The organism is Massilia sp. UBA6681 (genome assembly GCF_002454935.1).
GTDB classification, from domain to species: Bacteria; Pseudomonadota; Gammaproteobacteria; order Burkholderiales; family Burkholderiaceae_D; genus Telluria; species Telluria varians.
Genome location: NZ_DKJX01000053.1, coordinates 883 through 8,404 on the forward strand (window position 1 = coordinate 883; position 7,522 = coordinate 8,404).

The window sequence follows — 7,522 nt, forward strand, 5'->3', positions numbered from 1 at the left end:
GGGGGCCCCCCCCCCCCCACGCGGTGGTAGACGGCAGCAAGATCATCCGGCACGAAAGCGGAGCCACTACCTATCGCCGCGTGGGCAGGAAACCTGCCCACCCTACATTATCAATAGACATCGCGGCGGTAGCGTCCTTCGGCCGTGAGCGCATCCAGCGTCTCCGCGCCCAAGACTTCCGTCAGCGCCTCGTGCACGCCGCCCGCCATCCCCTGCAGGCTGCCGCACACGTAGATCGCCGCGCCCTGGTCGACCCAACTGCGTAGCGCTGCGGCATGCTCGCGCACCAGGTGCTGCACATAGCGCGGCGCCGCCTGGTCTCGCGAGAAGGCGAGGTCGAGCCGGGCCAGGCCGCCCGAGGCCAGCCATCCCTGCAGCTCGTCGCGGCACAGGAAGTCGTGGGCAGCATTGCGTTCGCCGAACAGCAGCCAGTTGTCGCCTTTCCCGTCATCGATGCGCGACTTGAGCAGCGCGCGCAGCCCGGCCAGCCCGCTGCCGTTGCCGATCGCAATCAGGGGACGTGCCGCATTGCCGTTCAGGCGGAAGCGTGCGTGCGTGCGGATGCGCAGGCGGATCACCTCATCCGGCGAAGCCGTCTCGCACAGCCAGCCCGATGCCGCGCCCAGGCTGCCATCCTCGCGCCGCTGCAGGCGCACCAGCAGTTCCAGCCGGCCTTCGGAAGGCAGGGACGCGATCGAATATTCACGCGGATGTTCCGGATCGGCCGGGGCGCTGACCTGGGCCAGGTCGCCGGCCTCCCACGCCGGCAGCGCGGCATCAAGCGGCACCAGCGCGATGCGGTACAGCGGGGCGCCGGCGCTGCCCGGATTGGCGAGCTCGCGCGCTGCGATGCGCCACTCGCCGTAGCTCGGGGCTTCCCAGTCCGGTGCGTCGCTGGTGCCGGCCAGGCGGCCGATGTGGTGCTGCCATGCGGCCAGCGCGGCGGGGTTGCCGCGGTCGACGTCGATGCGCTCGAACAGCGGCGTCGCGCCGTGCGCGGCCAGCCAGCCGTCCAGCGCGCGGCCGAAGCCGCAGTAATTGGTATAGCTGCTGTCGCCCAGCGCCAGCACCGCGTAATGCAGCTGCGACAGGTCGAGCCCGGCACCCATGGTCACGCCGGCGAAACGCGCGGCGCTGTCGGGGGCGTCGCCCTCGCCATAGGTGCTGGCGATGAACAGGATGCGGCCGGCCTTCGACAGCGTGTCCGGGTCGAGCGCCGACATGCAGGCCGCGCGCGCCGACAGGCCGCCCGTCGTCAAGGTGGCCGCGGTCTGTTCCGCCAGGTATTCGGCGCCGCCGGTCTGGCTGGCGTGGACCACCAGCCAGTCGGCCTCGCCCGTGGCGGTGGCCTTGCGGGCGCCGGCGCGGGCACGCCAGAACGCGAAGCACATCGCGAGGTAGCCGCCCGACAGGGCAAGGGCGCTGCCCCAGCGCACCGGATCGATGGTGAGCATCATTTCAGCAGCTCGCGCCAGGCGGCGCTGGTATGCTCGCGCAACCCACCCTCGTGGCGAACCAGGTAGCGCCCCGCGATGCCGCGCGCATCGGCAAAGGCCAGTCCCGCATCGACGCCCATCACGGTCAGCGCGGTGGAGAGCGCATCGGCCACCATGCAGCTGCCCGCCACGACCGTACAGGAAGCGACGCCGTTGGCGATCGGATGGCCGGTGCTCGGGTCGATCGTGTGCGAAGCGCGCTGCCGGCCGTGCTCGAAGTAGCTGCGGTAGTCGCCCGAAGTGGCGACCGCCAGCCCGTGCAGGGCCACCATGGCCTGCGGAGCCGCAGCCGCAGCCGCATCGGGCACGCCTTCGATCTCGACCCACCAGGGCTCGCCGCCCGGCTTCATGCCGGCGCCGCGCAGCTCGCCGCCGACTTCGACCAGGTAGTGGCGCACGCCGAGGCGCTCCAGGCACAGGCCCAGGCGGTCCACGCCGTAGCCCTTGGCGATCGAGGAGAAATCGAGGACGGCGCCGCCCGGCTGCAGCAGGCGGCGGCCCGCGCGGTCGAGCTGGGGAGCGGCCCTGGCGCGCCGCGCCAGGGTGCTGGCGACTTCGATGGGGGAGGGCAGCTGGAAACCGGCCCCGTCGTGGCGGCCGGTCGGACCGAAACCCCACAGCTTGACCAGCGCCCCGGCGGCCGGGTCGTAGGCGCCGGCCGTGTCTTCATGGACCTGCAGCGCAAGATCGACGACGTCGTAGAACTGCGGCGGCAGCGCATGCCAGCTCCCTGCTGGCGCGCGGTTGTAGCGCGCCAGCAGGGAGCTTTCTTCCCAATGGCTCATCTGCGCGACGATCTCGTCCAGCTCGCGCTGCAGGGCGGCCTCCAGGCCCTGGGCCGCCCCGGGCGGCACCAGCATCTGCGCCGACCAGGTGGTGCCCATCGAACGGCCCGCCGCCTTGCGCAGCACGCTGCCCGCCGGAGGGAGTGCCATGTCGATCTCGAAGGGAACGAGGACGCTGCGCAGGTTCTGCATGCCGGCCTGCCGTCCTTACTGGGGCAGCACTTCGAAGGTGGCGGCGTAGGTGTAGCGCTTGGCGCCCGGCTGCTGCGGGGCGCCGCGTTCGCCGTGCGGCACGGCCGCGCTCAGGTAGTACATGTTCGGCGCCGCCACGGTGAAGCTGGCTTCGCCCTTGGCGTCGGTGGTCAGGCGCTGCTCGCCCGAGGAGCCGCGGTACTTGGCGGTGCCCGGCACCACGCTGAACGGCATGCTGGCCACCGGCTTGCCGTCGAGCTGGAAGCGCACGCGGATCGGCTCGCCGACGCGCAGGTCGGACGGGTGGGTGACCGGGATCAGCTCGAGGCCGACGCCGCTCGGCTTCAGGGCGGTCTCGTTCATCTTGTTGGCCGAGACGAAGGTTTCCAGGCGGGTGTGCACGTTGGTGGTTTGCACCTCGGTGGCGCCGGCCGGCACCTGTACCTGCGGGCTGCCCTGCGGGCCGCGGATGCGCTTGGTCTCGCCGTTCAGCTTGTAGCTGCCCATCACGTTGTTGTTGACGATGGACAGGCGGTAGGTGCCGTCCTTCGGCAGGCGCAGGTCGAGGGTGCTGCGGTACTTGCCCAGCACCGCGCCGGTGGCCTTGCTGGTCGCGCCGTCCGGATCGGTGATGGTCAGGTTGTCCAGGCGCAGCGGGGCGTGGTTGAATTCGAACAGCTGGTTCGAGATGCCGGCGTCGAGCGTGACCCAGGCTTCCTTGGCGTCGACCATGGTGCTGTTCGGCAGCAGCCAGGCGTCGTGCGCCTGGGCCGTGAAGGACATGCCGGCGAGGATCAGGCCGAGCAGGGCGGCTTTGGTGAAGCGGGGTTGTTGCATGGTGTGTTCTCCTGTTCTTGATGCGTTATTGGATCTGGAGCGACACGGCCCCCAGTTCGTCCTTGCCCGCCGCGCTGGCCGCGACCTTGCCCTTGCCGGCCCAGTTGAAGGGCAGCTTGACCACTTCGCGCCCGCCCGATTCGCGCGAGGCCTCGACCACCAGCGTGTAGTCGCCGGCCGGGAGCTTGTCCAGGCCATGGCGCGCGCCGTCGAACTTCATGGTGTGGGCGCCCGGCGGACGGGTCGCGCCGCTCACGCCGTCGATCGGCATGGTGGCTTCGCGCCCGGCCTTGCGCCACCAGGTGCGCAGGTCCTTCAGCCACTTCTCGCCTTCGCGGTTCTTCAACTTGAGGTCGTACAGCACGGCCAGGTTCGATGCGACCGTCTGGTCGGCGCGCTCGATCCAGATCGCGACATAGGGCTTGTGGTATTCGGCCACGTTCAGGCGCGGCAGCTCGAACTTGACCGACAGGTCGGCGCCCACGGCCCAGCTCGATGCAAGCGGCAGGGTCAGGAGGAGCGAATGGGACAGTTTCATTCTTGGTCTTCTCAATGGGGGGATTCAATGAACGAACAGCAGGGCCAGCACGATCGGCAGCACGATGCCGAAACCGACCACCGGCCAGGTCGACGGCCGCTTGGCCGCGTGGTACTTCAGGATCAGGAAGCCGGTGATGCAGAACACCACGCAGGCGACCGAGAAAATGTCGATGAACCAGCTCCACACCGGGCCCGTATTGCGGCCCTTGTGCATGTCGTTGAGCCAGGAGATCCAGCCGCGGTCGGTCCGCTCGTACTCGGCCGAACCGTCGGCGGCGATGCGCAGCCAGGCGTCGCCGCCGGGGCGGGGCAGGGCCAGGTAGGCGTCTTCCTCGCTCCATTCGGCGCGCTTGCCGCGCGCCTCGACCGGGAAGGCGGCATTGGCCCAGTCCGCGATCTCGCTCGGCAGCGGCACTTCGGCGTCGGCATGCTCGGCGGCGAATGTCGCGAGTTGGGCGCGCAGGGGCTCGGGCAGGCTGGCCTTCAGGCGGGTGACGCGCGGCTCGGCCTCGATCAGGCTGGCATTATTCAGGGTCAGGCCGGTAAAGCTGAACAGCAGCATCGCCATCAGGCAGATGGCGGAGCTGATCCAGTGCCACTGGTGCAGCTGCTTCAAATAGACGGCGCGACCCGCGCTGGGCAGGGCCTTGGGTGCTGCGGATGCGGAAGTGGTCGGTCCGGTTGGGCTCATCATTAAATGATAACGATTATCATTTACCTGGTCAACCCGCTCCGTGTGGCTTTACAAATAGAAATAAAACATTTCTTGTTGAACGCTCTGCCTTGCTCGGAAGCTTGCGTTACAATACTGTGCGCCAAAAGGCAGCAGGAGGCCTGTTTGCCTTGCTTGGTGCACAGAACGACGTCCTTCCCCCACAACTTGAGAAGTAAGTGCGATCCGCTAACCGGTCAGGCCGTGTCGCGGAAGGTTAGATTAACCCGCCCCATACTCGCGAAGCGCGAAGAAAGGTGAGCAAGAATGATGCAGCAACAGAATGCGAACTCGTACCTGTTCGGCGGTAATGCGCCCTACGTGGAAGAGTTGTACGAAGCGTACCTGAACAATCCGGGTTCGGTCCCGGAAAACTGGCGCGCTTACTTTGACCAGATGCAGCACGTGCCCGCAGTGGACGGCTCCAGCCGCCCGGACGTGGTCCACTCCTCGGTCGTCGCCTCGTTCGCGGAACGCGCGAAGCAGGGCCCGATCCGCACCATCAGCGCCTCGTCGGACCCGGAAATGGGCCGCAAGCGCGTGGCCGTCACCCAGCTGATCGCCGCCTACCGCTACCTCGGCTCGCGCTGGGCCAACCTCGACCCGCTGCAGCGCCAGGAACGTCCGCCGCTGCCGGAACTCGACCCGGCCTTCTACGGTTTCACGGAAGCGGACCTCGACACCGTCTTCAACATCAGCAATACCTACTTCGGGAAAGAAACCGCGCCGCTGCGCGACATCCTGAACATGCTGCGTGATACTTACTGCCGTTCGATCGGCGCCGAGTTCATGTACATCAGCGATCCGACCGAAAAGCGCTGGCTGCAGGAGCGCCTGGAGTCGATCCGCTCGACCCCGACCTTCACCGGCGAAAAGAAAAAGCACATCCTCGAGCGCCTGACCGCGGCCGAAGGCCTGGAACGCTACCTCCACACCAAGTACGTCGGCGCCAAGCGCTTCTCGCTGGAAGGCGGCGAATCCTTCATCGCCTCGATCGACGAAGTCATCCAGCGCGCCGGTGAAAAGGGCGTGCAGGAAATCGTCATCGGCATGGCCCACCGCGGCCGCCTGAACGTGCTGGTCAACACCCTGGGCAAGAGCCCGGCCGACCTGTTCGAAGAATTCGAAGGCAAGCACGCCGACGACCTGCCGGCAGGCGACGTGAAATACCACCAGGGCTTCTCGAGCGATATCTCGACCCCGGGCGGCCCGGTCCACCTGTCGCTGGCCTTCAACCCCTCGCACCTCGAGATCGTCAACCCGGTCGTCGAAGGTTCGGTCAAGGCGCGCATGGAACGCCGCGGCGACCGCAAGGGCAAGGAAGTGCTGCCGATCCTGGTGCACGGCGACGCCGCATTCGCCGGCCAGGGCGTGGTCATGGAAACCCTGAACCTGGCCCAGACCCGCGGCTACGGCACCGGCGGTACCGTCCACATCGTCATCAACAACCAGATCGGCTTCACCACCTCGGACCCGCGCGACGCCCGTTCGACCATCTACTGCTCGGACGTCGTCAAGATGATCGAGGCGCCGGTGCTGCACGTGAACGCCGACGATCCGGAAGCGGTCGTGCTGGCCTCGCAGATCGCGATGGACTACCGCACCGAGTTCGGCAAGGACGTGGTCGTGGACATCGTCTGCTACCGCAAGCTGGGCCACAACGAGCAGGACACCCCGGCCCTGACCCAGCCGCTGATGTACAAGAAGATCGCCAAGCATCCGGGCACCCGCAAGCTGTACGCGGAGAAGCTGGCTGCCCAGGGCACCGTGCCGCCGGAAACCGGTGACCAGCTGGTCGCCGAGTACCGCGCCGCGATGGACGCCGGCAAGCACACCGTCGATCCGGTGCTGACCAACTTCAAGGGCAAGTACGCCGTCGACTGGGCGCCGTTCCTGAACAAGAAGTGGACCGACGCTTGCGATACCTCGGTGCCGCTGGCCGAACTGAAGCGCCTGGCCGAACGCATCACCAAGGTGCCGGAAGGCTTCAAGCCGCACTCGCTGGTCGAGAAGGTACTGAACGACCGCGCCACCATGGGCCGCGGCGAGATGAACCTCGACTGGGGCATGGGCGAGCACCTGGCATTCGCCTCGCTGCTGTCCTCGGGCTACGCAGTGCGCCTGTCGGGCCAGGACGCCGGCCGCGGCACCTTCGTGCACCGCCACGCCGTGCTGCACGACCAGAACCGCGAGCGCTGGGACCAGGGCATCTACCTGCCGCTGGCCAACGTCTCGGACAACCAGGCCAACTTCACCGTGATCGACTCGGTGCTGTCGGAAGAAGCGGTGCTCGGCTTCGAGTACGGCTACTCGACCGCCGAACCGAACACGCTCACCATCTGGGAAGCCCAGTTCGGCGACTTCGTCAACGGCGCCCAGGTCGTCATCGACCAGTTCATCGCTTCGGGCGAAGTGAAGTGGGGCCGCGCCTCGGGCCTGACCATGATGCTGCCGCACGGCTACGAAGGCCAGGGTCCGGAGCACTCGTCGGCACGCATCGAGCGCTTCCTGCAGCTGTGCGCCGACAACAACATGCAAGTGGTGCAGCCGACCACGGCCGCCCAGATCTTCCACCTGCTGCGCCGCCAGATGGTGCGCCAGTTCCGCAAGCCGCTGGTGATCTTCACGCCGAAGTCGCTGCTGCGTAACAAGGACGCCGGCTCCCCCCCCGCCCCCCCNNTGCGTAACAAGGACGCCGGCTCGCCGCTGACCGACCTGGCCAAGGGCGGCTTCCAGACCGTCATCGGCGAAGTGGACGAGAAGATCGACGCATCCAAGGTCAAGCGCGTGCAGGTCTGCTCGGGCAAGGTCTACTACGACCTGGTCAACGCACGCAAGACCCGCGGCGTCAGCGATGTCGCCATCGTTCGTATCGAACAGATGTACCCGTTCCCGCACAAGTCGTTCGCCGCCGAACTGAAGAAGTACCCGAACGCGACCGAAGTGGTGTGGGTGCAGGA

The 7,522-nt window shown here is 67.5% G+C and carries 6 protein-coding genes and 1 pseudogene (1 of these 7 cut by a window edge); 2 read left to right on the top strand and 5 right to left on the bottom strand.

Going from position 1 to position 7,522, the window contains the following annotated elements:
• Positions 1 to 6 (top strand): annotated as a pseudogene (locus tag B2R83_RS08505) (KGG domain-containing protein) (its annotated part extends 234 nt beyond the left edge of the window); the annotation flags it as partial.
• A 104-nt stretch (positions 7 to 110) separates the two neighbouring features.
• On the opposite strand, the gene B2R83_RS08510 reads toward B2R83_RS08505, so the two are convergent.
• The 5 genes from B2R83_RS08510 to B2R83_RS08530 are packed head-to-tail and all read right to left on the bottom strand — an operon-like array spanning position 111 to position 4,541.
• On the bottom strand, positions 111 to 1,457 hold the full coding sequence (locus B2R83_RS08510) for a sulfite reductase subunit alpha (protein WP_292040112.1): 1,347 nt from the start codon (positions 1,455 to 1,457) through the stop codon (positions 111 to 113).
• A complete protein-coding gene (locus tag B2R83_RS08515) occupies positions 1,454 to 2,473 on the bottom strand; it encodes an FAD:protein FMN transferase (protein WP_292040113.1) in 1,020 nt (339 codons plus the stop codon). Before B2R83_RS08515 ends, B2R83_RS08510 begins: the two co-directional genes overlap by 4 nt.
• 15 nt (positions 2,474 to 2,488) lie before the next feature.
• Positions 2,489 to 3,310: a DUF4198 domain-containing protein gene (locus tag B2R83_RS08520; RefSeq protein WP_292040114.1), complete on the bottom strand. Its 822-nt coding sequence runs from the start codon at positions 3,308 to 3,310 to the stop codon at positions 2,489 to 2,491.
• Positions 3,311 to 3,335: 25 nt separating this feature from the next.
• The gene (locus B2R83_RS08525; RefSeq protein ID WP_292040115.1) at positions 3,336 to 3,848 is read right to left on the bottom strand and encodes a DUF2271 domain-containing protein; all 513 of its coding nucleotides are present in this window, start codon (positions 3,846 to 3,848) and stop codon (positions 3,336 to 3,338) included.
• Positions 3,849 to 3,872: 24 nt separating this feature from the next.
• Complete coding sequence (locus B2R83_RS08530; protein ID WP_292040116.1) at positions 3,873 to 4,541, bottom strand: PepSY-associated TM helix domain-containing protein; 669 nt, start codon at positions 4,539 to 4,541, stop codon at positions 3,873 to 3,875.
• A 288-nt stretch (positions 4,542 to 4,829) separates the two neighbouring features.
• Between B2R83_RS08530 and B2R83_RS08535 the strand changes: the two genes are divergently transcribed.
• The coding region (locus B2R83_RS08535; RefSeq protein WP_292040117.1) for a 2-oxoglutarate dehydrogenase E1 component at positions 4,830 to 7,522 on the top strand (2,693 nt) is incomplete at its 3' end.